The organism is Roseococcus microcysteis, assembly GCF_014764365.1.
Classification (GTDB): Bacteria; Pseudomonadota; Alphaproteobacteria; order Acetobacterales; family Acetobacteraceae; genus Roseococcus; species Roseococcus microcysteis.
Map to the genome: position 1 here is coordinate 3137247 of NZ_CP061718.1, position 23640 is coordinate 3160886.

At 73.0% G+C, this 23640-nt stretch carries 20 protein-coding genes; 10 read left to right on the forward strand and 10 right to left on the reverse strand.

Features of this window, described 5'->3' with window-relative positions; all coding sequences use genetic code 11:
* The first annotated feature begins 93 nt into the window (after window positions 1-93).
* Window positions 94-1209 carry a branched-chain amino acid ABC transporter substrate-binding protein gene (locus ICW72_RS15105; protein WP_191083468.1) on the forward strand — a complete coding sequence of 372 codons (1116 nt, stop codon included), beginning with the start codon at window positions 94-96 and terminating at the stop codon, window positions 1207-1209.
* A 6-nt stretch (window positions 1210-1215) separates the two neighbouring features.
* On the opposite strand, the gene ICW72_RS15110 is transcribed toward ICW72_RS15105, so the two are convergent.
* Window positions 1216-2598 (reverse strand): sensor histidine kinase, encoded by a 1383-nt coding sequence (locus tag ICW72_RS15110; protein ID WP_191083469.1) that lies wholly within the window; start codon window positions 2596-2598, stop codon window positions 1216-1218.
* A 44-nt stretch (window positions 2599-2642) separates the two neighbouring features.
* Here ICW72_RS15110 and ICW72_RS15115 point away from each other — a divergent pair, with 44 nt between their 5' ends.
* Window positions 2643-3332 carry a response regulator transcription factor gene (locus ICW72_RS15115; protein WP_191083470.1) on the forward strand — a complete coding sequence of 230 codons (690 nt, stop codon included), beginning with the start codon at window positions 2643-2645 and terminating at the stop codon, window positions 3330-3332.
* Between the two features lie 5 nt (window positions 3333-3337).
* On the opposite strand, the gene ICW72_RS15120 is transcribed toward ICW72_RS15115, so the two are convergent.
* A complete protein-coding gene (locus ICW72_RS15120) occupies window positions 3338-4621 on the reverse strand; it encodes an efflux RND transporter periplasmic adaptor subunit (protein ID WP_191083471.1) in 1284 nt (427 codons plus the stop codon).
* Window positions 4622-4805: 184 nt separating this feature from the next.
* Here ICW72_RS15120 and ICW72_RS15125 point away from each other — a divergent pair, with 184 nt between their 5' ends.
* Complete coding sequence (locus tag ICW72_RS15125; RefSeq protein ID WP_191083472.1) at window positions 4806-7925, forward strand: efflux RND transporter permease subunit; 3120 nt, start codon at window positions 4806-4808, stop codon at window positions 7923-7925.
* 29 nt (window positions 7926-7954) lie between these two features.
* On the forward strand, window positions 7955-9352 hold the full coding sequence (locus tag ICW72_RS15130; RefSeq protein WP_191083473.1) for a TolC family protein: 1398 nt from the start codon (window positions 7955-7957) through the stop codon (window positions 9350-9352).
* Window positions 9353-9360: 8 nt separating this feature from the next.
* On the opposite strand, the gene ICW72_RS15135 is transcribed toward ICW72_RS15130, so the two are convergent.
* The 6 genes from ICW72_RS15135 to ICW72_RS15160 form a co-directional block, all read right to left on the reverse strand.
* Window positions 9361-10701, reverse strand: coding sequence for a carbohydrate porin (locus ICW72_RS15135; protein ID WP_191083474.1), 1341 nt, complete (start codon window positions 10699-10701; stop codon window positions 9361-9363).
* 69 nt (window positions 10702-10770) lie between these two features.
* On the reverse strand, window positions 10771-11634 hold the full coding sequence (locus ICW72_RS15140) for a DMT family transporter (RefSeq protein ID WP_191083475.1): 864 nt from the start codon (window positions 11632-11634) through the stop codon (window positions 10771-10773).
* A 52-nt stretch (window positions 11635-11686) separates the two neighbouring features.
* Window positions 11687-12235 (reverse strand): GcrA family cell cycle regulator, encoded by a 549-nt coding sequence (locus ICW72_RS15145; protein ID WP_191083476.1) that lies wholly within the window; start codon window positions 12233-12235, stop codon window positions 11687-11689.
* Between the two features lie 209 nt (window positions 12236-12444).
* Window positions 12445-13353: a DMT family transporter gene (locus tag ICW72_RS15150; RefSeq protein WP_191083477.1), complete on the reverse strand. Its 909-nt coding sequence runs from the start codon at window positions 13351-13353 to the stop codon at window positions 12445-12447.
* A 119-nt stretch (window positions 13354-13472) separates the two neighbouring features.
* On the reverse strand, window positions 13473-14624 hold the full coding sequence (locus tag ICW72_RS15155; protein WP_191086283.1) for a pyridoxal phosphate-dependent aminotransferase: 1152 nt from the start codon (window positions 14622-14624) through the stop codon (window positions 13473-13475).
* A 46-nt stretch (window positions 14625-14670) separates the two neighbouring features.
* Window positions 14671-16038, reverse strand: a complete 1368-nt coding sequence (locus tag ICW72_RS15160; RefSeq protein ID WP_191083478.1) for a gamma-glutamyltransferase — start codon at window positions 16036-16038, stop codon at window positions 14671-14673.
* Window positions 16039-16241: 203 nt separating this feature from the next.
* Between ICW72_RS15160 and ICW72_RS15165 the strand changes: the two genes are divergently transcribed.
* From ICW72_RS15165 to ICW72_RS15185, 5 genes are all read left to right on the forward strand, one after another.
* Complete coding sequence (locus tag ICW72_RS15165) at window positions 16242-16970, forward strand: DsbA family protein (protein WP_191083479.1); 729 nt, start codon at window positions 16242-16244, stop codon at window positions 16968-16970.
* A 69-nt stretch (window positions 16971-17039) separates the two neighbouring features.
* On the forward strand, window positions 17040-18029 hold the full coding sequence (locus ICW72_RS15170) for a M14 family metallopeptidase (protein WP_191083480.1): 990 nt from the start codon (window positions 17040-17042) through the stop codon (window positions 18027-18029).
* Between the two features lie 66 nt (window positions 18030-18095).
* Entirely contained in the window at window positions 18096-18947 is an 852-nt protein-coding gene (locus ICW72_RS15175) for a fumarylacetoacetate hydrolase family protein (RefSeq protein WP_191083481.1), read from the forward strand.
* On the forward strand, window positions 18937-19260 hold the full coding sequence (locus ICW72_RS15180; RefSeq protein ID WP_191083482.1) for a monooxygenase: 324 nt from the start codon (window positions 18937-18939) through the stop codon (window positions 19258-19260). The genes ICW72_RS15175 and ICW72_RS15180 overlap by 11 nt, the downstream gene beginning before the upstream one ends.
* Window positions 19257-20000 (forward strand): SDR family NAD(P)-dependent oxidoreductase, encoded by a 744-nt coding sequence (locus ICW72_RS15185; RefSeq protein WP_191083483.1) that lies wholly within the window; start codon window positions 19257-19259, stop codon window positions 19998-20000. The genes ICW72_RS15180 and ICW72_RS15185 overlap by 4 nt, the downstream gene beginning before the upstream one ends.
* A gap of 226 nt (window positions 20001-20226) precedes the next feature.
* On the opposite strand, the gene ICW72_RS15190 is transcribed toward ICW72_RS15185, so the two are convergent.
* Both ICW72_RS15190 and ICW72_RS15195 read right to left on the reverse strand, forming a co-directional pair.
* Complete coding sequence (locus ICW72_RS15190) at window positions 20227-20784, reverse strand: DUF4214 domain-containing protein (protein WP_191083484.1); 558 nt, start codon at window positions 20782-20784, stop codon at window positions 20227-20229.
* Window positions 20781-22127, reverse strand: coding sequence for a glycosyltransferase family 4 protein (locus tag ICW72_RS15195; protein WP_191083485.1), 1347 nt, complete (start codon window positions 22125-22127; stop codon window positions 20781-20783). The genes ICW72_RS15190 and ICW72_RS15195 overlap by 4 nt, the downstream gene beginning before the upstream one ends.
* An 83-nt stretch (window positions 22128-22210) precedes the next feature.
* Between ICW72_RS15195 and ICW72_RS15200 the strand changes: the two genes are divergently transcribed.
* Complete coding sequence (locus ICW72_RS15200) at window positions 22211-23638, forward strand: mannose-1-phosphate guanylyltransferase/mannose-6-phosphate isomerase (RefSeq protein WP_191083486.1); 1428 nt, start codon at window positions 22211-22213, stop codon at window positions 23636-23638.
* The last annotated feature ends 2 nt before the right edge of the window (window positions 23639-23640 follow it).

Below are 23640 nucleotides of genomic sequence, written 5' to 3' on the forward strand. Positions count from 1 at the left end.
GATCGCACTCCCGAAGCTTTCCTGTTCCCCCGCGCGCCGCGCTTCGACTAGCCTTTTCCCACGGCCGTCACGGCCCCATCCAGGAGGAACAGAATGTTCAACAGACGTGTCCTGCTCGGCGCCACGGGGGCCGCCGCGCTCTCGGCGCCCTCCCTCGTCCAGGCGCAGTCCGGCCCCATCCGGGTGGCGTCGGTGGGCCCGATGACGGGCCAGTACGCCGCCTTCGGCACGCAGCTTCGCGTGGGCGCCGAGGCCGCGGTGGCCGACATCAACGCCGCCGGCGGCGTGATGGGACGGCAACTGGCGCTCGAGATCGGCGACGATGCCTGCGACCCGCGCCAGGCCGTGAGCGTGGCGAACCAGCTCGCCTCGCGCCGGGTGCGCTTCATCGCGGGGCATTTCTGCTCCGGCTCCTCCATCCCGGCGCGCGACGTCTATGCGGAGGAGGGCGTGCTGATGATGAGCCCCGCCTCCACCAACCCGCGCTTCACCGAGGAAGGGAAGTGGAACACCTTCCGCGTCTGCGGCCGCGACGACCAGCAGGGCCAGGTGGCGGGCAACCACATCGCGCGGCAGATGGGCGACCGGCGCGTCGCCATCCTGCACGACAACTCCGCCTATGGCCGTGGCCTCGCGGAGGAAACCAAGAAGGCGATGAACGCGGCCGGCAAGCAGGAGGAGATCTTCGCCGCCTACACGCCCGGTGAGCGCGACTACAACGCCATCGTCTCGCGCCTGCAGGCGGCGAACATCCAGGTGCTCTACATCGGCGGCTACCACACCGAGAGCGGGCTGATCCTGCGCCAGGCGCGCGAGCGTGGGCTGAATTTGACGCTCATCGGCGGCGACGCGCTCGTGACCAACGAGTTCTGGCAGATCGCGGGCCCGGCGGGCGAGGGCACGCTGATGACCTTCGCCTCCGACCCCCGCCGGCGCTCCACGGCGGCCGAGGTGGTGGCCCGCTTCCGCGCCCGCAACGTGGACCCCGAGGGCTATGTCCTCTACACCTACGCCGCGCTGCAGATCTGGGCCGCGGCCATGGCGCGCACCAATGCCGATGACCCGCGCCGCATCGCCGCCACGCTGAAATCGGGCGGGCCGTGGCAATCGGTGCTGGGCCCCATCAGCTTCACCGACAAGGGCGACCCGACCGAGCCCGACTACGTCTTCTACCGCTGGAGCAACGGGGCCTACGCGGAGATCAGCTGAAGCTTGTCAGGCCGGGGGCAGCGCCCCCGGCTCCGCCCGCAGGCGGATGGTGAAGACCGCGCCGCCGCCCGGATTGTCCGCGATCTCGATGCCGCCGCCATGGGCGCGGGCGATGGCCTCCGCGATGGACAGGCCCAGCCCCAGCCCACGCTTTTGCGCGCCCGGCTTGCGCCAGTTCCGCCGGAAGATGAGGGCGCGGTCCTCCGGCGCCACGCCGGGGCCGCGATCGGCGATGGCCACCGCCGCCTCCGGCCCCGCCCGCAGCGACACCGTGATCGTGGCGCCGGGGGGCGAATGGGACAGTGCGTTCTCGATCAGGTTCCGCAGCGCGCGGCCCACCGCCTCGCGGTTGCCGCGCACCGGGATGGGCGCCGCGGCCTCGGGCAAGTCCAGGCGCTGGTCGCGCTGCGCCGCGATGGAAGCGAGGCGCCGCCCGCTGCCCAGGGCCAGCGCGGCCAGGTCGAACACCTCCTGCCCGGACTGGGGCGCGCCGCGCGTCTCCGCCAGTTCCAGCAGGTCATCCACCAGGCGCGCCAGTTCCTGCACATCCTGCCGCAGCCGCTCGCGCGCGGGGCTGGGGTCGAGCAGGTCCAGCTCCGCCTGCATGACGGCCAGCGGCGTGCGAAGCTCATGCGCCACCTCCTCGGAAAAGCCGCGCTGCCAGGCCAGCGCCTCGTCCAGCCGGTCCAGCCCGGCATTCACCGCGCGCAGCAGGGGCGCGACCTCGACGGGCACGCCCGCCTCCTCCAGCCGCGCGGGCCCGTCCTGGCCGATCAGCGCCGCCTCCCGCGCCGCCTTGCGCAGCGGGCGCAGGCTCAGCACCACCAGCGCGGTGTTGGCGGCGAAGAGCATCAGCGCCCCCAGCGCCAGCACCAGCAGCAGCGGCCCCAGCGCGGCCGGCGCCACATCGTCCAGCACGACATATTGCCGGTCCATGTCCTGGGCGATCTGCACCTCCAGCCGGCCCTGCGGCGTGGGCACGGCGCGGGTGATGCCCCAGAGGCTCGACCCGTCGCTGCCCTCGCGGAAATCGGCGGGCAGCGAGCCATCCTCGCGCCGGCGCGGCAGCACGCCCAGCGCGCCCGGCGAGGCCGCGAGCACCTCGCCCTCCCGCCCCAGCACGGCGAAGCGCATGGAGCCCTGCGCCGCGTCGAAGCGGCGCGCGACGCCGGGCGGCAGCGGCCGCGCCAGGCCGGCCACGCCCTCGCGCTGGAGGCGTTGCAGCACCTCCTCCGCCGAGGCGAGGATGCTGCGCCGGTGCTGCTCCCAGACGATGATGGCGATGGTCTGGTGAAACGCGACGGCGCCCACCAGCACCGCCAGCAGGCCGATGGCGGCGTGCAGCAGGGCGATGCGGCGGATCAGGCTGCTGGGCTTGGACGGGGGCATCGCGTCAGGCTAGCGCGAGGCCCGCACGGACGATATCAGGCCCCATGCGCGTCCTTCTCGTGGAAGACAATGCCCGGCTGGCGGCCCTGCTGTCGGAAGGGCTGCGCCGTTCCGGCTGGTTGGCCGAGAGCGTGGGCTCGCTGGAGGAGGCCGAGGCCGCGGTGGCCCTGGGCGAGTTCGACGCGGTGGTGCTGGATCGCGGCCTGCCGGATGGCGACGGGCTGGACCTGATCCGCCGCCTGCGCGCCCGCCCGGCCGCGCCGCCCGTGCTGGTGATGACGGCGCGCGGCGGGGTGGCGGAGGTGTGCCATGGCCTGGACCTCGGCGCCGATGACTACATCGTGAAGCCCTTCTCGCTGGCCGAGCTGGTGTCGCGGCTGAACGCGGCCAGCCGGCGCGGCGGCCGCGCCATGGCGCCGCTGCGCCTGGGCGAGCTGGCCTATGACCCCGTCTCGCGCGAGGTCACGGTGCGGGGCGCGCCCTTCGACCCGCCCCCGCGCGAACGCGCCCTGCTGGAGGCGCTGCTGCGCGCGGCCCCCCGCCCCGTCTCGAAGGAGGCGCTGGAGGCCAGGCTGGGCGGGCAGGACCGCCTGGCCCAGCCCAATGCCATCGAGGTCTCCGTGCACCGGCTGCGGACGCGCCTCGCCACGGCCCAGGCGGGCGCGGCCATCCAGACGGTGCGCGGGCTGGGCTACCGCCTGGCGGCCGCCGGGGAAGCCCCGCCGGAAGGCTGAGGCGGTCAATCCATCGCCGCCGCGCGGTCCACGAAGAGCGCGCCGCCGCTGACCACCCGCGCCCCCGGCGCCAGGCCCTCCAGCACCTGCACCTGGCCGCCGCTGTTCAGCCCGGTGCGGACGGGGCGCAGGATGAAGCGCGTGTCCTCCAGCGCCTCCCACACCGCGGCATCGGCGCCGCGCCGGATCAGCGCGGTGGCGGGCACGGCCAGCCCCTCCGCCGCGCCGCCCACGGCGATGCGGAAGGAGGCGAACATCTCGGGCTTCAGCAGCCGCTCGGGGTCCTGCACCGAGGCGCGCACGGCCAGCCGGCGCGTGGTGGCGTCGAGGCCCGTGGCCACATGCTCGATGCGCGCGGGAAAGCTCTGGCCGGGCAGGGCGTCCACCGTCACCCGCACCTCCTGCCCCACGCGGACCAGGGCGGCGTCCAGCTCGCGCACGGCGGCCACCAGCCACATCTCGTCGAGGTCCGCGATGGTGAAGACGGCCTCGGCCCCGCCGGCGTTCAGCCATTGCCCGGGGCCCACGCGCCGCTGCACCACCGTGCCCGCGATGGGCGCGGTGACGGCGATGACGGCGTTCACCCGCCGCGTGCGCTCGATCTCCGCGATGGCCTCGGCGTCGCGGCCCAGCACGCGCAGCCGGTCGCGCGCGGCGGCGAGCGCGGCTTCGGCGGTGTTGAGGTCGGCCAGCGCGTTGGCGAGTTCCGCCTCCGCCTGCTCCAGGTCGCGCCGGGCGGCGGCGCGGGCGGCGAAGAGTTCACGCTGCCGCGCCTCGTTGCGGCGGGCCAGGGTGGCGAGGTTGCGGGCGCGCGCCACGCCGTCGAGGCCGGCCAGCAATTCCTGCGCGGCGCCGGTCAGGTCCGTGGTCTCGATCTCGAAGAGCACCGCGCCCGCGCGCACCTCCTGGCCGGCCTCGGCGGCCACGCGCACCACGCGGCCGGTGTAGGGCGGGAAGACGGGGGTGGCGCGCATCTCATTGTAGGCGATGCGCCCCTCGGCCACGCGCTCGGGCCGGAAGTCGCGCAGGGTGGCGGGCTCGATGCGGAGCAGGCCGGTCTCGGCCGGCGAGAGGCGGAAGCTGCCATCGGGCAGGCGGCCGGACATGCTGGCGGCACTCGGCCGCACCAGGGCCACGGGCGGGGCCTCCATCGCGTGCCATGCGAGGCCGCCGCCGACGGCGAGCACGCCCGCGACAGCCCAGAGCAGCCGCCGGCGGCCGGGGCGCGGCGGGGCGGAGGACATGGGCGGGGCGGCGGGGGCGGTCTCGGCCGGGGGGTTCACATGCATGCGTCGTGCGGTCCTGCGTCGGCTCCCGCGCGCCGGCCCGCCCGGCGCGGCATGGCCGGCGCATGCTGTGTCGCACGCCCGGCTTACAGCCGGCTTACAGCCGCGCGCGGCGCTATCTGCGCGCCGCGGCGGCGCTGTATAGCCGCGAAAGCCCTCCCTCCTGCCCTCCATCGGAACCGCCCGTTTGCGCCACATCGTCGCCATGTCGCTGGAGCGCCGTTCGCTGGTGCTTTTGCTCTTCGCCGTGTTCCTGGTCGTGGGCGGCTTCGCCTTCACCCGGCTCAACATCGAGGCCTATCCGGACCCGGTGCCGCCCACCGTCGTCATCATCACGCAGAATGCCGGGCAGAACGCGGAGGAGATCGAGCGCACCATCACCATCCCGATCGAGGTGGCGATGTCGGGGCTGCCCAACCTCACCACCGTGCGCTCCACCTCGCTGTTCGGCCTGTCGGACGTGCGGGTGCAGTTCAACTTCAACTACACCTATGACCAGGCGGTGCAGCAGGTGCTGAACCGGCTGGGCCAGCTCTCCAGCCTGCCGGAGGGGGCGGCGCCCGCCATCTCGCCCACCTCGCCCATCGGCGAGATCATGCGCTACCGCCTGGTGGGGCCGCCGGGCTACCCGCTGTCGGACCTGAACACGCTGCAGGAATTCGTGCTGGACCGCCGCTTCAAGCGCGTGCCGGGCGTGATTGACGTCACCACCTTCGGGGGCCTGACCAAGGCCTACACCGTGCAGGCCGATCTCGGCCGGCTGGCCGCGCATGGGCTCAGCCTGGACGGGGTGGTGGAGGCGGTGCGCCGCGCCTCGGTGAATGTGGGCGCGGGCACCATGAACCTCGGTCCGCAATCCGTCGTGGTGCAGGGCATCGGGCTGATCCGCTCGGCGGAGGATCTGCGCGACGTGGTGCTGGGCAGCCAGGGCGGCGTGCCGGTGCTGCTCTCGGACGTGGCGACGGTCGAGATCGGCAACCGCCCGCGCCTGGGCATCGCGGGCCATGACACCGAGGATGACGTGGTGCTGGGCGTGGTGCTGATGCGCCGCGGCGAGCAGACGCTGCCCACCATCCGCGGCGTGCAGCAGGCGGTGGCCGAGATCAACGCGGGCGGGCTGCTGCCGCCCGGCGTGCGCCTCGTGCCGCTCTATGACCGCGAGGAGCTGGTCTCCACCACCACGGCCAAGGTGGTGAAGAACATCATCGAGGGCGTGCTGCTCATCCTCGTCATCCAGTGGCTTTTCCTGGGTGATCTGCGCGGGGCGCTGGTCATCGCGGCCACCATCCCCTTCGCCTTCTTCTTCGCCGTGCTGATGATGCTGGCGCGGGGGGAGAGCGCCAATCTGCTCTCGGTCGGCGCGCTGGATTTCGGGCTGCTGGTGGATGCGACCGTCATCATGGTCGAGAACATCTTCCGCCACCTGGCCATGGCGCGCCGCGCGCCGGGCGGGCCGCACCCCGTCGCCAAGACCGTGCTGCGCGCGGCGAATGAGGTGGCGCCGGCCATCTTCTTCTCGGCGCTGATCATCATCGCGGCCTTCCTGCCGCTCTTCACCATGGGCGGCATCGAGGGGCGCATCTTCGGCCCCATGGCCAAGACCTACGCCTATGCCATCGCGGGCGCGCTGCTCGCCACCTTCACCATCACGCCGGTCCTCGCCGCCACCCTGTTCCGCGCCGACACGGAGGAGCGCGACACCGCCATCATGCGCGTGATCCGGCGCGGCTTCGACGTGGTCGCGGCGGCGGGGCTGCGGCGGCGCGTGCTGGCGCTGGGCCTGGCGGGCGCCATGGTCGTGGGCTCCATGGGCGTGCTGACGCGGCTCGGCGCCGAATTCCTGCCGACGCTGGAGGAGGGCTCCATCTGGCTGCGCGCCACCATGCCCAGCACCATCTCGCTGGAGGACGGCAACCCGGTGGTGAACCGCATCCGCGCCGCGCTGCTGGAATTCCCCGAGGTCATCACCGTCACCTCGCAACAGGGCCGTCCCGACGACGGCACGGACAGCGCGGGCTTCTTCAACGCGGAATTCTTCGTGCCCCTGGTGCCGCAGGAACGCTGGACCACGGCGCGCGACCGCGACGGGATGGTGGCCGCGGTGAACCGCCGCCTGTCGGCGCAATTCCCGGGCGTGGAGTTCTCCTTCTCCCAGACCATTTCGGACAATGTGCAGGAGGCGGCCTCGGGCGTGAAGGGCGCCAATGCGGTGAAGGTGGTGGGGCCCGACCCCGCTGTCGCCTCGCGCATCGCGGACGCCGTGCGGCGCGAACTCGCGCAGGTGCAGGGCGTGGCCGACCTCGGCGTGCTGCTCTCGGTGGGGCAGCAGACGCTCTCCATCACGGTGGACCGCGGCCGCGCCGCGCGCCAGGGGCTGACCGTCGCCGACGTCAACACCGCACTCGCCGCCGCCGTGGGCGGGCAGGAGGCGGGGCGCGTCTTCGAACCGGGCGGGGATCGCAACTTCCCCATCCTGGTGCGCCTCGCGCCGCGCTACCGTGACGGCATCGAGGCCATCGGCCGCGTGCCGGTGGGCCCGACCGCCACGCTGGCCGATGTGGCGCGGATCGAGCTGATCTCCGGCCCCTCCTACATCTACCGCGAGAACTCCGCGCGCTACGTCCCCGTGCGCTTCTCCGTGCGCGAACGCGACCCCGCCGGCGCGGTGCAGGAGGCGCAGCAGCGCGTGGCGCGCAACGTCACGCTGCCGCCCGGCTATCACCTCGAATGGGTGGGCGAGTTCCGCAACCTCCAGCTCGCCATGGCGCGGCTGATGGTGGTGGTGCCCATCGCGCTCGCCATCATCGGGGTGCTGCTCTACGTGGCCTTCGGGCGGCTGCGCGAGACGCTGCTGGTCTTCTCCATGCTGCCGCTGTCCATCTCGGGCGGCGTGCTGGCGCTGGCGGTGGCGGGGCTGAACTTCTCGGTGCCGGCCGCCATCGGCTTCCTGGCGCTGCTGGGCATCACGGTGATGGAGGCCATCATCTTCCTCACCCACTTCAACCACCTGCGCGACCATGAGGGCATGGCCTGGACGCCCGCGCTGGTGCAGTCCGGCGCGGACCGGCTGCGGCCGGTGATGATGACCTGCTTCGCCTCCTTCGCCGGCCTGCTGCCCATGGCGCTGGCGACGGGCATCGGCGCGGATGTCACGAAGCCGCTCGCCATCGTGGTGGTGGGCGGCATCGGCCTCGTGCCCTTGTTCATCCTGGTCGTGCTGCCGGCGGCGGTGGATCTGTTCGGCCGCCGCCAGGCCCGGGCCGAGGACGCGCCCGCCACCGCCCCCCGCCCCGCCCCGGCCGAATAGCCAGCACCCTGTTCCGAGCGACACCCGCCATGATCACCAAGCCCTTCGCCCTGCTGCTGGCCACCCTCGCGCTGGCCCCCGTCCTGCCCGCCCTGGCCAGCGAGCCGGCCCGCCCGGCCGCCGCCAGCCGCGTGACGCCCCCCGCGCTCACGCTGGCGGAGGCCGAGACGCTGCTGGTGGAACGCAACCTCGCCTTGGTCGCCGCCCGGCGCGGCGTGGACATCGCCCGCGCGCAGGTGCTGGTGGCCGACACCTCGCCCGCGCCCGAACTGGGCTATGGCCAGACGGTGGGGCAGGTGGCGGAATCGCGGCGCCTCGGCGGCTTCCACGGCGCGCGCGGCTACACGCCCTTGCAGAATGCGAGCGTGACGCTCTCCGTCGTCATCGAGCGTGGCGGCCGGCGGGAATTGCGGACGCGCGTGGCGCAGGAGGGCGTCTCGGTCGCCGAGGCGCAGCTTCTGGACACGCTGCGCCAGCAGGTCTTCGCGCTGCGCCGCGCCTTCATCCAGGGCCTCCAGGCGCGGGCGGATTTGGACGTGGCGCTGGCCAACCGCGCCACCCTCGACCGCACCGAGGCGCTGCTGCGCCGCCAGGTGCGCGAGGGCCAGGTGCCGGAGGTGGATCTGCTGCGCTTCCAGGCCAGCCGCCTCGCCTTCGCGCAGGAATTGGCGGCGGCGGTGCAGACGCATGCGGCCGCGGTGGCCACCGTGGCGGCGCTGGTGGGCGGCGACGCGATGCAGTCCGGCGCCGCCCCCGCGCGCACGCCCCTGCTGGAGGGCCTGCCCTTCGCGCTGCGTGGCAGCCTCGCCGCCCGCGCGCCGGAGCCCGCGCCCCGCGACACCCTCGCCGCCGCCCTGCCCAACCGGCCCGACGTGCTGGCGGCCACGCGCAACGTCTCGGTGGCGCAGGCCAATACGCGCCTCGCCGAGGCGGGCCGTTCGCGCGACGTGACGGTGGGCGGCAGCCTGACGCGCACCGAACTGGCGCAGGACCTGCCCGGCGGCAGCCGCCCGGTGCGGGCGAGCGACACGGTGGGCATCACCCTCTCCATCCCGATCTTCACGCAACGCCTGACGAACGGGAACATCGCGGTCGCCACCGCGCAGCAGGGCCAGGCGGCGGCGCAGGCGCAGGGCGCGCTGGCCACCGCCCAGGCCGAGCTGCTGACCGCCTGGGCCAGCCACCGCCAAGCCCGCGCTTTGGTGGAGCTGACCGCGGGCGCCACGCTGCGCCGCGCGGAGGAGGCCTTCGCCTCCACCGAGGCCGCCTACCGCGCCGGCGGGCGCTCGCTGCTGGATGTGCTGGACGCGCTGCGGACGCTGAACGCCACGCGCGTCTCGGCCAATGCGGCGCGGGCCGCGCTGTTGCTGGCGCTGGCGGAGCTGGAGCAGGCCAGCGGGGTGGGCGGGCTGGTGCCGCGGCTGTAGCCCCGCGCCTAGAAGGCCGCCCGCAGCCGCAGCGCCATCAGGTGCACCGGCCCCCGGTCCGCGTTGTAGCCGGGGTTCACCGCCAGCTGGTAGTTCAGCGCCGCGTTCAGCCCGGGGCCGAGCCGCGCGTCGTAGTAGAGTTCCGACACCCATTCCGGCCGGTAGCGCAGCCGCCCATCGCCCGTGATGAAGCCGATGCCGCCCGCCTCCAGGAAGGCCCGCCGCCCGGCCGAGATCCAGCCGATATTGGTGCCGAGGCCCACCGTATCCTCCGGCCGGTTCCAGCGCAGGCCGCGCAGCGAAAGCCCGCCCGAGACGGCACGGTCCATCTCCGTGAACATCCAGTTCTGGGTGCGGCCGTCATTCCAGGAGAGGCGGGCGAAGGCGCCGAGCCCGTCCGCGATCTCCTGCTCCCAGCCCAGGGTCAGGTTGTGCTTGAGGCGCCAGCCGGGCTGGTTGCGCCCGAAGCTGTCCACGCCCTCGGCCAGCAGGGCGCCCCAGCCCGCCTGCCGCGTGCGTGAGGCGCCATAAACGAGGCGCACCGCGCCCGGCCGGTCACGGAGGGTATAGAAGCGGTCCACCTGGCCCAGCACCTGCCAGGCGCGGGTGAGGGCGGGGTCGAGCGGCAGGCCGTTGACCTCGCGCGCCACGCGGAAGGCGCCTGCCCGCAGCCCCCAGCTTCCATTGTCGTATTCGACGGCCACGCCCTGCGTCCAGCCGCGCGCGTCGGCCGCGTAGTCGAAGGCGCCCCCGCCCACCAGGCCCCAGCCGAGGAATTGCGAGCGCGGGTCATGGGCGTAGCGGTTGTCGTCGAAGATGTCCCAGACCGACATCTTGCCGGCCGTGATCGTGATCCGTTCGCGCGGGAGGCGGCGGTCGAAGCGCAGCGGGTCGTCCTCGGCCTCCACCATGTCGGCCGAAAGCGCCAGCGTCTGCCGGAACAGGATGCGCGGGGTGTAGATGTGCGGCGTGGCGGAGCCGAGGCGGAAGGCCTCGTTGTTCGGATAGGAGGCGAGGCCGGTGGAGTTCGACACGCCGAAGCCGCGCGTCAGCGAGGTGACGAGGATGAACTCCGCCCCCTCCCACAACCGCCGGCCGAGGATCAGGTCCGCCGAAAGCGTGTTCCGCGCCTGTGCCGCCGGCCGCAGGCTGCCCGCATCGCGGTAGGGCGAGCGGAAGGCCGGGTGGCCCTGCAGCACGAAGGTGGCCTCGCCCCGCAGCAGCCAACCCTGCTGCGCGAGGCGGGACTGGAGGGCGGCGGCGTCGGGGAAAGGGGCGGGGGCCTCGGCCCTGACACCGGCAGGGCCAAGGGTGGCGGCCAGCACGGCCGCGATCAACGTCCTTCGCATGGCGCCGGGCCTCCGCTTGCCGTGCGGACGATAGACCGGAATGCGGCACCTGGCACCTGCCGCCGGCGTTCAGCCCGCCGCCGTCCGCCGCGGCAACGCGATCAGGATTCCCCCCGCCGCGATGACCGCCGCGCCCACCAGGGTGAACAGGTCCGGCCAGTCGGCGAAGACCAGGATGCCCGCCAGCATGGCCCAGATGAGCTGGCTGTAGGAGAGCGGCGCCAGCAGGCTGGCCGGCGCCCGCGCATAGGCCAGCACCAGCAGCCCGTGGCTGAGCGCGCCCAGCAGCCCCACCATCACCAGCCCCACCCATTCCACCGGCGCGGGGGGCATGAAGACGAAGGGCTGCAACAGGCTCGCCGCCACGGCGGCGGCCAGGGCGGTGTGCATGATGGTGGTGCGCGGATCGTCCAGCTTGGCCAGGCGTCGCGTCAGGATCTGGTAGAAGGCGAACATGGTGGCGGTGCAGAGCGGCAGCAGATAGGCCCAGTGCAGCGCCTCGCCCGTCAGGAAGGGCGGCCGCACTGCGATCATCACGCCCGCGAAGCCGATGGCCACCCCCGCCCAGCGCCGCCAGCCCACGGGTTCGCGCAGCAGCAGCGCGGCGAGTGCGACGGTGATGAGCGGCGAGGCGAAGCCGACCGCCGTGGCGTCCGCGATGGGGATATGCGCCAGCGCCTCGGTGAAGGTCAGCGTGCAGCCCAGCAGCAGCAGCGAGCGCAGCACCTGCAAGCCCGGCGCGCGGGAGCGCCAGGGCAGGCGGCCCATCACCAGCCGCAGCGTGACGGCGACCGCGAGCGCCGAGAAGGTGAAGCGGGCCCAGGCCAGCTGCACGGCGTGGAAGTCGGACAGCAGCTTGAACAGCGTGTCCATCACCACGAAGAGCATGAGCGCTGCGAGTTGCAGCGCCACGCCGTGAAGGGGCCGGTCCATCAGGAACCCTTATCCGGCGCGACCCGCGCGCCGGACCATGAAGCCTGGCGTGTTACGCCGCGTCCTCGCGCCGGTCCTTCACGCGGACATAGGCGACGGCCGCGTGCTCGGCGCAGTAGGGCTTTCCGTTCATGGATTCCGCCGTGCAGAAGCGGAAGCCGGGCGTGCCGGGCTCGCCGATCGGCCAGCAGCAGCTGCGCGCGCTGGCGCGGGCGAAGGGCCGCAGCACATGGGCGGGCTTGGGCGCGCCGAGGGCGGCGGGCATCTCGGCCACGCGCGGCTCGGGCCGGCGGGCCTCCGGGCGCGGGGGCATGGGCGGGGCGGCGGGCGCGGCCATCACGGCGGCCGGCACCGGCGCCGCGGGCGGGGCGGCGGCCACCACGCGCAGCGGCGGCAGCGTCGGCCGGCGGCCGGCCGCGACGGGGCGCGGGGCGGCGGGGTCGCGCCGGATGGGGCTGGGCCGCGCGGGCAGTTGCAGGCGGTGCGCCTTACCCACAACGGAATTTTTCGAGACGCCCATGCGACGCCCGATCTCCGCGGTGGAATGTCCTTCGGACCACAACGCCCGCAGGCGCTCGATCGCTTCCGACGTCCAATCCATCTGGATGCCCCTTGGCTGAATACCAGATGATGTAGCAAAACGGGCTATTGACCTACAAGCGCTGGATTGTCCCGAGTCGGCAGAAACTTGTGGAAAAGCCTTGTCACTCCACTTCGGGTGGTGGCCGAATCCTTCGGGACTCATTGGGAATCATTAACTCATTGCCATTTTATGGCGATGCCGCTGAATTTTAACGGAATGCAAATCTTTCAGCGCGTGCCCAGCAGCACCAGCACCACGCCCGCCACCAGGATCAGCGCGCCCAGCACGTCCTTGCCCTTGAGCCGCTCGCCCAGGAAGAAGCGGCTGAACAGCAGGGTGAACAGGATTTCCACCTGGCCCACCGCGCGCACCAGGGCCACCGGCGCCAGCGCGAAGCCCATGAACCAGCAGGAGGAGCCGGCGGCGGACAGCGCCCCCACCTTCGCGCTGTCCCGCCAGGTGCGGAACACGGCCGAAAGCTGCCCCGGCTCCCGCCACAGCAGCCAGCCGCCCTGCATGACCGTCTGCATCGCATTGGTCAGCACCACGGCGAAGAGCGCCTTCAGCAGCACGTCCTCGCCCGGCAATTCGGCATTGGCGGTGCGGATGCAGATGGCCGTCAGCGCGAAGCAGAAGCCCGAGGACATGCCCCGCAACGCCGCCGGCTGGGTGGTGGCCCGCAGGATTTCGGCGGGGCTCAGCCCGCGGCCCGCCAGGGTCAGGTACATCACGCCCGCCACGCTGATCGCGATGCCGGCCCAGGAGGTCAGCGACAGCACCTCGCCCAGCACCACCACCGCGATGATGGAGGCCTGCACCGCCTCGGTCTTGGAATAGGCCGTCCCCACCGCGAAGCCGCGCGGCCCGAAGGAGGAGATCAGCAGGTTCGTGCCGAAGATCTGCATCAGGCCGGCCATGGCGCAGAGCGCCAGGAACCAGAGCGTCGGCGTGCCGAAGCCGCCGCCGAAGATGAGCCAATAGGTGCCCAGGATCATCAGCCCGAAGGGCACGCCATAGAGGTAGCGCACCACCGCCGCGCCATTGAGGGAGAGCTGCCCGCGCAACCGCTGCTGCAAGGCCGTGCGCCAGGTCTGGAACAGCGCGGCGCAGAGCGTGATCAGAACCCAAAGCGACAAGTTGCGGCCCCCGAAGTGCGGAAAGGCTAGACCCGGCGCCGCGCCGCGTCAGCCCCCTGGAGCATGCTGCGTTCACATGCGTTCACGCAGCCCGCTCCAGCCTTCGTTGAGAGCGGGATTCAGCGTTTTCGGTGATTCCACCTCAACGCATCCCGCTCTAGCCAGCGTGCCAGGCGCGCGGGCACCTCGGTCATCTCGGCCTCGACGCCGCAATAGCTGAAGCGCAGGAAGCGGGCGCCGCGCGCGCGGTCGAAATCCACGCCGGGCGTGGCGGCGATGCCGGCGCCCTCCAGCATGCGGGTGCAGAATTCGAGGCTGTCATTCGTGAGGTGCCCCACATCGCACCAGAGGTAGAAGGCGCCATCGGCGGCGGCGATGCGGTCCAGCCCCGCGCGCGGCAGCCCTTCCAGCAGCAGGGCGCGGCTGCGGGCATAGCCGGCCTTGATGGCCTCCAGCTCCTCCCCGCAATCCATCGCCGCCTCGGCGGCCAGCTGCGCGATGTGCGGCGGGCTGATGAACATGTTCTGCGCCACGCATTCCGCTGGCCGCACCAGATCCTCGGGCAGCACCATCCAGCCGATGCGCCAGCCCGTCATGCACCAGTATTTGGAGAAGCTGTTCACGACGATGGCGCTGTCGCTGAAGGCAGCGGCGCTGGCTTCGGCCACCGTGCCCCAGGAGAGGCCGTGGTAGATCTCGTCCGACACCAGCCGCACCCCGTTCGCGTGGCACCAGCGCGCGATGGCTTCCAGCTCGCCGGGCGGCAGCATGGTGCCGGCGGGGTTGCAGGGGCTCGCGATGACCAGCCCGTCGGGGCGCGGGTCCATGGATTCCAGCAGGGCGAGGGTGGGCTGGAAGCGCGTCTCGGGGCCGCATTCCAGCAGCACCGCCTCCATGCCCAGGCTCTCCAGGATGTTGGCATAGGGCGGGTAGAAGGGGGTGGCCATGGCGATGCGGTCGCCCCGGTCGAACGCCGCCAGGAAGGCCAGCGGAAAGGCGCCCGAGGCCCCCACCGTCACCGCGATGCGCGACGGCGGCACCACCAGCCCATAATGGTCCACATAGTGCCGCGCGATGCGCGCGCGCAGCGAGGGCAGGCCGAAGGCTTCCGTGTAACCCAGCGCATGGCCCGAGCGCATGGCGCGCGTGGCGGCCTCGACCGCGCCCCGCGGCGCGCCATGGCCGGGCTGGCCGACCTCCATGCGGAGAATGCCCGGCGCGCCGGGCGGCAGGGTCGCGGCGCGGGCATTGGCGGCCGCGATCACGTCCATGACCAGGAAGGGCGGGGATTGCGCCCCGCGCCCGACCTTCAGCACCTCAGCGGTCCGTGGCACCCAGCGCGACGCCGGCGCCGCGCGGGTCGGTCAGCGTGGTGCAGGCGCCTTGCAGCCCCGGCAGATAGCGCGCGCAGGCGCCGAGCTGCACGCGCCCGGGCTCCGGCACCGCGGCGAGCGTGGCGTCGGGCGCCGCGCCTTGCAGCATGATGGCGTGCGTGGGCGCGGCGACCGCCAGCGGCGCCGCGCCCTGGCCCGACCCCGCCGCCGCCATGCGGAAGGCGCGGATATTGGGCGACCAGCCGAGCGAGGCCGAAAGCAGCGGCGCGCGGCCCGGCTGCGGCGCGGCCGCCAGCAGGAAGCCCATGCCAGGCATGGTGCGGCCCGTGCCGAAGAGGTTGTTCATGGTGAAGGCGCAGCTGACCGCATTGCCGTTGCGGTCATAGACCATCAGCCCCGCGCTGGCCGGCAGCAGGGCCGGCTGCGGCGCGGGGGATTGCCCGGCGGCCAGCGCGCGGAAGGCCTGGGCCGCCGCCGCCTGGCCGCCATCGGCCTCGGCCGGCAGGAAGGCGATGCGGTCGCCGCCGCGGCCTTCCACCACCACGGGGTCCACCACGCGGGGCAAAGCGGGGCGGAGTTCCGCCACCGTGAAGGCGCCGCCGCCGGCCGCGCCGGAGAGTTCCTCCAGCCGCCGCGCCATCGCGCCCTGGTGCAGGTCGCCCACCCCGGCCGTGCGCAGCTGCGCGAGCGTGGCCGACAGCGCCGGGTTGCGGAAGCTGCCGCCCACCGGGATCACGTCGCCCGCCGGCGTGCCATAGACGGCGCGCGCCTCGGCATCGGCGAAGAGCGGGCCGCGCACCGCCGTCAGATCCTGGTGCAGGGCGCGCGACATGGGCGTGCCGAAACGGGCCAGCTGCTCGGCGGGGGAGATCAGCTCCTCGAAGGGCCGGCCGCCGCTGATGCGCGTGTGCAGGGCGAAGAGGCCGCGCGCCAGCATGGGCACCGCCGCCGGGCGGTCGCCGCCCGCCCCGGTGCGGGCGCCGGGCAGGAAGAGCAGGGCCTCGGTCGTGTTGCGCCGCGCGTCGAAGACGAGGCACGCCCCGCCGCCGCCCAGCCCCACGCGCGAGGGCAGGGTGTGCGCCATGGCGAAGCCCGCCGCCACCGCCGCATCCGCCGCGTTGCCGCCGGCCGAGAGCACGTTGCGCGCCACCGCGGCCGCCTGGGGTTCCTCGGCCGCGACCCCGCCCAGGAAGCCCTGGACGAAGCCGGGCGTGCCGGCGGGAATGCTGGGCTGCGCGCCCACCAGGTTGCGGGCGGTGCCGCAGCCCGCCAGCGCCAGCAGGGCGGCGCCCAGGACCAGGGGGCGAAGCGCCCGCGGGGCGGAGTGCGGAAAGGTGGCCGTGCTGGTCATGCTGGCGTCGTGCGTCCCCTGCGTCGGCGGCGCCCGGAAGGGGCCGCGCCTGCGGTATTCATGATGCTGCGGGCTTAGACGCCTTCCGGCCCAGCGGCAACCGCGCCCCTCCTTGGCCCCCTTTGGGGCGCGCCCCTCCCTGGCCCCCCTTGGCTCGGGGCGCGCCCCGGGGGAACATGCGCCCGCACCAAGGAGCCTGCCCCATGAACCGACGCCGCCTGATCGCGCTGGCCGGCGCCGCGCTGCTGCCCGGCACCGCCCTGGCCCAGGGCCTGAGCGAGGCGCAGCGGGCCGAGGTGCTGGACATCCTCCGCCGCGCCCTGCGCGAGGACCCCAGTATTCTCCGCGACGCCTTCGAAAGCCTGGAGCGCGCGGAGGAGGAAGCCCGCGCCACGTCCCGCGCCCAGGCCATCGCGCAGAACGCCCAGGCGCTGTTCCAGGACCCCGCCGCGCCCATCAAGGGCAACCCGCAGGGCCGCGTCGTGCTGGCCGAGTTCTTCGACGTGCGCTGTGGCTTCTGCAAGCAGCTGCACCCCGTCATGGACCAGCTGGTCCGGCGCGAGGGCGATGTGCGGGTGGTGCTGGTGGATTTGCCCATCCTGGGCCCGGCCTCGGTGCTGGGCGCCCGCGCGCTGCTGGCCGCGCAGCGTCAGGGCCGCTACGTGCCCCTCTATGACGCGCTGCTGCGCCTGCGCGAGGAGATCACCGAACCCGTGATCCGCCGCGAGGCCGAGCGCGCGGGCCTCGACTGGGCCCGGCTGCGGCGCGAGATGGACGAGGCCACGACCACCCAGCGCATCGAGCGGAACCTCGGCCTCGCCCGCGCGCTGGACATCCAGGGCACGCCCGCCATCCTGGGCGGCACCACCCTGCTGCCGGGCGCGGTGGACCTGGCCACCCTGCAACGCCTGACCGCGCAGCTGCGCGGCTGACCCACCCCCGGTAGACTGACTTCCTTGCTTGGGTAATCTGCGCCCCATGGGTCTGGACCTTCCCCCGCGATGAGCCCGCCGCAGCCCACGCCGCTGGCCGCGCTGCTGGACGAGGCCGGCGCGCCGCCGCGCAGCCTGGTGCTGCGCGCGCCCGATATCGGGCCCTGGCGGGCCGGCAACGGCATTCCCGGCGTCTGGAGCTTCGCGGCCGAGGCGCCTGGCCCGCATGTCTGCGTGATGGCGCTGACCCATGGCAACGAGATCGCGGGCGCCATCGTGCTGGACCGGCTGCTGCGCGCCGCAACACGGCCGGCGGCGGGGCGGCTGACGCTGGTCTTCGCCAATCTCGACGCCTTCTCCCGCTTCGACCCCGATGATCCCACCGCCTCGCGCTTCCTGGAGGAGGACATGAACCGCCTCTGGGACATCGAGGTGCTGGAAGGCCCCCGCCGCAGCGCGGAGCTGCGCCGCGCCCGCGCCCTGCGCCCGGTGCTGGACACGGCCGATGTGGTGCTGGACTTGCATTCCATGCTCTGGCCGGCGGACCCGCTTTTCCTCGTCAGCGGGCGGTCGCCGGCGGTGGAATTGGCCACCCGCATTGGCGTGCCACCCCTGGTGGTGAGCGACATGGGCCATGTGGCGGGCAGCCGCGTCATTGACTACGGCCCCTTCGGCCAGGCGGGCAGCGGGCGGCGCGGCCTGTTGCTGGAGGGCGGCTGGCATTGGGAGAAGGCCACGGTGGCGCGTATGGAGCGCGTGACGCGCCGCCTGCTGCACGAGACGGGCGTGCTGCCCGGCGCGCCCCTGTCTGCTGACGCGCCACCCTCCCGCCAGGCGCAGGTGACGCACACCGTCACCGCCCGCACGGCGGACTTCACCTTCACCCGCCCCTGGCGCGGCGGCGAGGTGGTGCCCCGCGCCGGCACCCTGATCGCGACCGATGGCGGGGCGGAAGTCCGCACCCCCTATGCGGATTGCCTTCTGGTCCTGCCCTCGCTGCTGCCGCAGCCGGGGCAGACGGCGGTGCGGCTGGCGCGGCTCGTTCCGCCCCCCGGTTGACGCGCCCCCGGTTGACGGTCTGCCGATCAGGCGGCGGAATGCGGGCAGATCAGTGAGGAAACCCCCATGAAGCTGCTGCGCCACGGCCCCAAGGGCCAGGAAAAGCCCGGGATGCTCGACGCCCAGGGCGTGATCCGCGACCTCTCTTCCGTGCTGAACGACATCAATGGCGACACGCTGGCGCCGGGCGTGCTGGCCAAGCTCGCCGCCATCAACCCGGCCGAACTGCCCGCGGTGCCGGCCGGCACGCGGCTCGGGCCGCCGGTCACGGGCATGACGAACCTGATCTGCATCGGGCTGAACTACGCCGACCACGCGGCCGAGACGGGGGCGGAGCCGCCCAAGGAGCCGATCGTCTTCCTGAAGTCGCTCGGCGCGCTGAACGGGCCTTTCGACGACATCATCATCCCGCCGCACAGCCGCAAGACCGATTGGGAATGCGAGCTCTGCGTCATCATCGGCACCACGGCGCGCTATGTCAGCGAGGCGGATGCGATGAACCATGTGGCCGGCTACGCCGTCGGCAACGATGTCAGCGAGCGCGAATGGCAGGCCGAGCGCGGCCCGACCTGGGACAAGGGCAAGGGCTTCGAGACCTTCGGCCCGCTTGGCCCTTATCTGGTCACCAAGGACGAGGTGCCGGACCCTCAGGCGCTGCGCATGTGGACCGATGTGGACGGCAAGCGCGAGCAGGATGGCAGCACCGCCACCATGATCTTCAACGTGCGGCAGCTGGTCAGCTATGTCAGCCAGTGCATCACCCTCCATCCGGGCGACGTGATCTTCACCGGCACGCCGCCGGGCGTGGGCCTCGGCAAGAAGCCGACGCCCTGGTTCCTCAAGGCCGGGCAGGAGCTGCGCGTGGGCATCGAGGGGCTGGGCGAGCAGCGCAGCCGCACCGTCGCGTATGCCGGCTGACACGCCGACGGTCATCCTGCAGATGGACTTCGCCTCGCCCCCGCCCTGGGGCGAGGCGCGGCGCGAGGCCCTGCGGGCGCTCGCCCATTCCATCGCGGCGGACACGCCCGGCCTCGCCTGGAAGATCTGGACCGAGGATGAGGCGGCGGGCCGCGCCGGCGGCCTCTACGCCTTCACGAGCCGCGAGGCCGCGCGCGCCTACCAGGAAATGCACACGGCGCGCGTGACGGCGCGCGGGGCCACCGACATCCAGGCCCGCATCTGGGACATCAACATGGAACTTTCGGCCATCACCCGGGGAATCCCGGCATGAGGCGGGTGCTGGTCACGGGTGCCTCCTCCGGCATCGGTGCCGCCGTGGCGCGCGCGCTGGCGGCCCCCGGCACCGCGCTGCTGCTGCACGCCCGTCACAACAGGGAGGGGCTGGAGGCCGTGGCCGCCCAGGTGCGCGAGAAGGGGGGCGAGGCGCATCTGCTGCTGGCGGACCTCGCCGAGCCCGACGCCCCCGCGCGGCTGGTCGAGGACACGGCGCGCTTGCTGGGCGGGCTGGACGTGCTGGTCTCCAACGCCGGCTTCGCGGACCGCACCCCCGTGGCCAAGCTGACCGATGAGGGCTTCGCCCGGAGCCTGGACGCCGTGCTCTGGGCCTTCCTGCGCCTGGCCCGCGCCGCGCAGCCGCATCTGGCGGCGGGCGAGGCGCCGCGGCTCATCGCCATCTCCTCCTTCGTCGCGCACATGTTCCGCAATGACGCGGCGACCTTCCCGGCCACCGCGGCCGCCAAGGGCGGCGTGGAGGCGCTGGTCCGGGCACTGGCCATCGAATGGGCGCCGCGCGTCACGGTGAACGCCATCGCTCCCGGCTACACCCGCAAGGACCCCGGCGCCCATGCGGCCATGACGCCCGAGCAGTGGCAGGCGACCATCGCGCGCATCCCCATGGCGCGGCTGGGCACGCCCGAGGACGTGGCCCATGCGGTGGCCTGGCTGGCGAGTCCGGGGGCCGGCTATGTCACGGGGCAACTCGTGCATGTGAATGGTGGGATCGCGCTTTAAAACCAAGCGCCCCACTCTCCATTGCGGCAATTTAAGCCCTTTACCATCCCCCAGATGGCGCAAGACAAGCAATAATCACCCTGTCGTTCCGCAGTTCGAAAGAATTGCCGGCAATGACAACGGCGGAGGCTATTTCCCGGCAAGCCGAAGCCATACTGGCCTTTGTGCCACGGGCCGGCCGAATTCATTTCGGTCGGCCCGCTTCTTTTTGCGGTGCAAGAAAAGCCTAACCGCCCATCTGCCGGATTTCCAACCGCCGCACCCGTTCCAGCATCTCGGCCCGCAGCGTCTCCAGCAGGTCATTGACATAGCCCACCGACAGCGCGGGCGAGAGCGCGGGGGCCGCCGGCAATTCGCCCGAAAGCCGTGCCTCGATGGCGGCCAGCCGCGCCTCCATCTCCCGCCGCAGCGCCGCCACGTCCTGGCGGAGCGCCATCACCTCCTCCAGCGTGGCGGGGTCATGGGTGGTGGCGGGGGCGGCGGCGTCGCGCCGGGCCAGCTCCTGGCGGAACCATTCGGTGCGCAGCCGCATCTGGGTGGCCAGCGCCTCATGCGGCGGCACGGCAACCAGGCTGGGGTCGAGCCTGGTGCCGCGCCGGCGCCCTTCCTCGCTGGCCATCATGGTCGCCAGCGCCTCGGCCCGGTGCTCGGGCCGGTTGGTGATGAATTCCAGGTAGTGGGCGAAGCCCTGCTCGTCCGGCCAGCGGCCGAGGATGCCGAGGTAGAGGTTCACCACCACATCCTCGTCGGAGCCATGCAGCAGGTCGGCGGCGCGGATGGTCATGCGGGGGGCTCCGGCCAGGCCACGCCCAGCCGCGCATGCAGCGCGGCCAGCCGCGCCGTGTGGCGCTCAGGGGTGAAGAGGGCGGCGCGGGCGGGGCCCTCGGCCTCCAGCCGCCGCCGCAGATCGTCATCGGTGTCGAGCGCGATCATCGCCTCGGTCAGGGCGCGCAGGTCCACGGGGTTCACCTTCAGCGCGGCATCGCCCACCACCTCCGGCATGCAGGAGGCGTTGGAGGTCAGCACCGCCGTTCCCGCCTGCATGGCCTCGATGGCGGGCAGGCCGAAGCCCTCATACAGGGTGGGGAAGCACAGGCTGCGCGCGTGGCGCAGCAGCACCTCCACATCGGTGCGCGGCAGGTAGCCCAGGTGGCGGATGCGCCCGTCGCGGGAGCGGGTGCCGCCCGCCTCCGTCAGCAGGCGCAGTTCGGGCTCGGCGTTGCCGCTTTTGCCGCCCACGATGATCATGGGCCGCGTGATGCCGGACGCCATGTAGGCGTCCAGCGCGCGGGCCAGGTTCTTGCGCGGGTCCACCGCCGAGAGGCAGAGGTGGTAGCCCCGGTCCTCCAGCCCGAAGACCGAGGCCAGCCGCTCCCGCGACATGCGCGGGTCGAGGCCGTGGGCGGGCGGGTAGACGGGCTGGTAGATGTTGCTGATCCGCTCCTCCGGGATGCCCAGCAGCGAGATCAGGTCCCGCCGCGAATGCTCGGAGACGGTGAGGATGTGGTCCGCCGTCGCGGCCACGGCGCGGGCGGTCCGCACCCAGGCGCCCTTGTGGTCCAGCGTGGCCCAGGGCAGGCGCAGCGGGATGGCGTCATGGATGGTGTAGATGTTGCGCGCGCCCTGCAGGCGCACGCCGTGCATGTGCGTCCAGTGCATCAGCGCCGGCGGCGGCGCGCCCTGCACCGAGACGCGCAGCAGGCGGCTTCGCACCCGCATGTTCACCACCGCGCGGCCGAAGATGTCATGCGCGTTCCACAGCGCGTCGCAGGGCGGGACATTGGCGGTGGAGAAGGTCTGGTGCAGCCCGGTCGAGGTCAGCCCGCGCTCCACCGCCCCCGCGACGGGCACGGGGATGGCCCGCTGCGGACCCCAGATGCCCGCCAGGCGGCGCGCCAGGCGGTAGTCCAGCTGGGTGCGGCTGTCGAAGAAGGCGATCTCACGGGCCATGGGCGGGCCGCCCGCCCCGATGGGCCTGCCATAGAGCAGCCCCAGTCCGAGCCCGGTTTCGCCCAAAGTGGCGGCCAAACCCCGTGAATAGGTCGCGATGCCCGTGCCACCCACGAGCGAGAGGCCGAAGCCATCCATCCAGACGCGGGGCGAACCCCGGGGCGCGTCGTTCGGCATGGGCGCAACTTGCCTCCGTCCCCCGATCGGGACAAGGTCAGCCCCGCCGCCGCCGCGCCCAGACCACAGGAAGTCACATTCGCATGAGCCTGAACGACATCGTGCCCGTCCTGCTCTCCGGTGGCACGGGAACGCGCCTGTGGCCCCTCTCGCGCGAGGGGTTTCCGAAGCAGTTCTGGCCGCTGGTCTCCTCCCGCAGCATGATCCAGGAGACGGCGCTGCGCGCGGTGGGCCAGGGCTTCGCCCCGGCCGTGGTGGTGGCGAATGAGGCGCACCGCTTCCTGATCGCGGAGCAGCTGCGCGAGGCTGGCATCCAGGCCCCCCGCATCCTGCTGGAGCCGGAGGGCCGCAACTCCGCCCCCGCCATCGCGGCCGCCGCCGCCCTGGTGGCCGAGGCCTCGCCGGGGGCCGTGCTCTGGATCATGGCCGCAGATGCCGCCATCGAGGACGTGCCGGCCCTGCACCGGGCGCTCGCGCAGGCCGCCCATGCGGCGCGCGAGACGGGGCGCATCGTCACCTTCGGCATGCGCCCCACCGCGCCCGAGACGAGCTTCGGCTACATCGAGATGGGCGCGCCACTCGCCGACGCGCCCGGCGTCCATGCCGTGGCCCGCTTCACCGAGAAGCCCGACGCCGCCACCGCCGCCACCCTGCTGGCCGATGGCAAGCATGTCTGGAACAGCGGCATGTTCGTGGCCACCGCCGCCACCCTGGTGACGGAGCTGGAGCGCCACGCGCCCGAGGTCATCGCCGCCGCCCGCGCCGCCCTGGCCGCGGCCACGCGCGACCTGGACTTCATCCGCCTGGGTGCCGAGGCCTTCCGGGCCGCGCCCTCCATCTCCATTGACTATGCCGTGATGGAGCGCACGGGCCATGCCGCCGTCATCCCGGCCGAACTCGGCTGGTCGGATGTGGGCAGCTGGGACGCGCTCTGGACCATCGCGGAGAAGGACGGGGCGGGCAATGCGCTGCAAGGCCCCGTCACCGCCGTGGATTCCACGAACTGCCTGGTCCGCAGCGAGGGCATCCGCACCGCCGTGCTGGGGCTGGAGGATGTGGTGGTGGTCGTCACCGAGGACGCCGTGCTGGCCATGCCGCGCCACCGCGCGCAGGATGTGAAGAAGGTGGTGGAGACGCTGCGCGCCGAGGGCGTGGCCGAGGCCGGCACGCATCGCCGCGTCTATCGCCCCTGGGGCCATTATTCGGGCCTGATCATGGGCGACCGCTTCCAGGTGAAGGAGATCGTGGTGCGGCCCGGCGGCAAGCTGTCCTTGCAGAAGCACCACCACCGCGCCGAGCATTGGGTGGTGGTGAAGGGCACGGCCCAGGTGCAGCGCGACGCCGACAGCATCCTGCTGGCCGAGAACCAGTCGGTCTACCTGCCGCTCGGCTGCGTCCACCGCCTGGAGAACCCGGGCATGATCCCCCTGCACCTGATCGAGGTCCAGGTCGGCTCCTATCTCGGCGAGGACGACATCGTCCGGATCGAGGACACCTACGGGCGCAGCTGAGG

Coding starts and splice junctions, on each gene's coding strand:
- ICW72_RS15105 (WP_191083468.1), top strand. CDS start 94: ATGTTCAACAGACGTGTCCTGCTCGGCGCCACGGGGGCCGCCGCGCTC.
- ICW72_RS15110 (WP_191083469.1), bottom strand. CDS start 2,598: ATGCCCCCGTCCAAGCCCAGCAGCCTGATCCGCCGCATCGCCCTGCTG.
- ICW72_RS15115 (WP_191083470.1), top strand. CDS start 2,643: ATGCGCGTCCTTCTCGTGGAAGACAATGCCCGGCTGGCGGCCCTGCTG.
- ICW72_RS15120 (WP_191083471.1), bottom strand. CDS start 4,621: ATGCATGTGAACCCCCCGGCCGAGACCGCCCCCGCCGCCCCGCCCATG.
- ICW72_RS15130 (WP_191083473.1), top strand. CDS start 7,955: ATGATCACCAAGCCCTTCGCCCTGCTGCTGGCCACCCTCGCGCTGGCC.
- ICW72_RS15135 (WP_191083474.1), bottom strand. CDS start 10,701: ATGCGAAGGACGTTGATCGCGGCCGTGCTGGCCGCCACCCTTGGCCCT.
- ICW72_RS15140 (WP_191083475.1), bottom strand. CDS start 11,634: ATGGACCGGCCCCTTCACGGCGTGGCGCTGCAACTCGCAGCGCTCATG.
- ICW72_RS15145 (WP_191083476.1), bottom strand. CDS start 12,235: ATGGATTGGACGTCGGAAGCGATCGAGCGCCTGCGGGCGTTGTGGTCC.
- ICW72_RS15155 (WP_191086283.1), bottom strand. CDS start 14,624: ATGGACGTGATCGCGGCCGCCAATGCCCGCGCCGCGACCCTGCCGCCC.
- ICW72_RS15160 (WP_191083478.1), bottom strand. CDS start 16,038: ATGACCAGCACGGCCACCTTTCCGCACTCCGCCCCGCGGGCGCTTCGC.
- ICW72_RS15165 (WP_191083479.1), top strand. CDS start 16,242: ATGAACCGACGCCGCCTGATCGCGCTGGCCGGCGCCGCGCTGCTGCCC.
- ICW72_RS15170 (WP_191083480.1), top strand. CDS start 17,040: ATGAGCCCGCCGCAGCCCACGCCGCTGGCCGCGCTGCTGGACGAGGCC.
- ICW72_RS15175 (WP_191083481.1), top strand. CDS start 18,096: ATGAAGCTGCTGCGCCACGGCCCCAAGGGCCAGGAAAAGCCCGGGATG.
- ICW72_RS15180 (WP_191083482.1), top strand. CDS start 18,937: ATGCCGGCTGACACGCCGACGGTCATCCTGCAGATGGACTTCGCCTCG.
- ICW72_RS15185 (WP_191083483.1), top strand. CDS start 19,257: ATGAGGCGGGTGCTGGTCACGGGTGCCTCCTCCGGCATCGGTGCCGCC.
- ICW72_RS15190 (WP_191083484.1), bottom strand. CDS start 20,784: ATGACCATCCGCGCCGCCGACCTGCTGCATGGCTCCGACGAGGATGTG.
- ICW72_RS15195 (WP_191083485.1), bottom strand. CDS start 22,127: ATGCCGAACGACGCGCCCCGGGGTTCGCCCCGCGTCTGGATGGATGGC.
- ICW72_RS15200 (WP_191083486.1), top strand. CDS start 22,211: ATGAGCCTGAACGACATCGTGCCCGTCCTGCTCTCCGGTGGCACGGGA.